The organism is Bradyrhizobium sp. P2_E8, from assembly GCF_056403875.1.
In genome coordinates this window covers 1-1077 of record NZ_JBFUES010001583.1, presented here as the reverse complement: position 1 = coordinate 1077, position 1077 = coordinate 1, and the positions used below count along the sequence as shown (strand labels likewise).

The window sequence follows — 1077 nt, the reverse complement described above, 5'->3', positions numbered from 1 at the left end:
GGTCTGCTCGACCGCGGCTTCCATCGGCTTGTGATCGGACAGAACGGCCGCGAGCCCTTCATGGATCGCGAGCAGGCGGCTGGACAGCGGCAGGTCGTCCGGCGGTTCCACCGAACCGCAGGCGACATAGATCAGGCGGTTGCCCTCGGCCTCGATCACGCCCCAGCCGGTACGGCGCAGGCCGGGGTCGATGCCGATGATGCGAACGGGGCCACGAATCGGGAGCGCAGTCATGGGCCAGTGATAGCGGCTGGCTGCCGTGGGGGAAACAGAAACAGAACGGAAGTAACAGGGGAAGTGAGGCCACGGCTGGGCCCACACTGCCCACGCCATACTCCATCGTCATACCCCGCGAAGGCGGGGTATCCAGTACACCGCGGCTTCTCCGTATCCCTCTGACGTCTCTGGAATACTGGGTCGCCCGGTCAAGCCGGGCGACGACAGCGGAGATTGAAATTAACGGCCCTACCCGGCCATCTTCGCCATCAGCGCGTCCGACACCTCGAAATTGGCGTAGACGTGCTGGACGTCGTCGTGCTCGTTGAGCAGGTCCATCAGCTTGAGCAGCTTCTCGCCGGTCTCGTCGTCCACGGCGACCGTGTTCTGCGGCTTCCAGATCAGCGCGGCCTTGCGCGGCTCGCCGAACTTGGCTTCCAGCGCCTTGGCCACGTCGCGATAGCCTTCGGTCGAGGCGTAGATCTCGTGGCCGCCTTCGCCCGAGATCACGTCGTCGGCGCCGGCCTCGATCGCAGCATCCAGCACGGCGTCGTCGGAGGCGACGCTGCGGTCGTATTCGATGATGCCGGTGCGGTCGAACATGAAGGAGACCGAGCCGGTTTCGCCGAGGTTGCCGCCGGACTTGGTGAAGAAGGAGCGGATGTCGGAAGCGGCGCGGTTGCGGTTGTCGGTCAGCGCCTCGACGATGACGGCGACGCCGCCGGGGCCATAGCCCTCGTAACGGATCTCGTCATAGTTCTCGCCGTCGCTGCCGAGCGCCTTCTTGATCGCGCGCTCGATATTGTCCTTCGGCATGTTCTCCTGGCGCGCGGCGATCACGGCGGCGCGCAGGCGCGGGTT

2 protein-coding genes are annotated in these 1077 nt (G+C 65.7%); both read right to left on the bottom strand.

The genetic code is table 11. The features are described from left to right. The coding region (locus AC1D00_RS42470; protein ID WP_477014830.1) for a crossover junction endodeoxyribonuclease RuvC at positions 1-234 on the bottom strand (234 nt) is incomplete at its 3' end. Positions 235-465: 231 nt separating this feature from the next. Further along, the coding region (locus AC1D00_RS42465; protein ID WP_477014829.1) for a YebC/PmpR family DNA-binding transcriptional regulator at positions 466-1077 on the bottom strand (612 nt) is incomplete at its 5' end.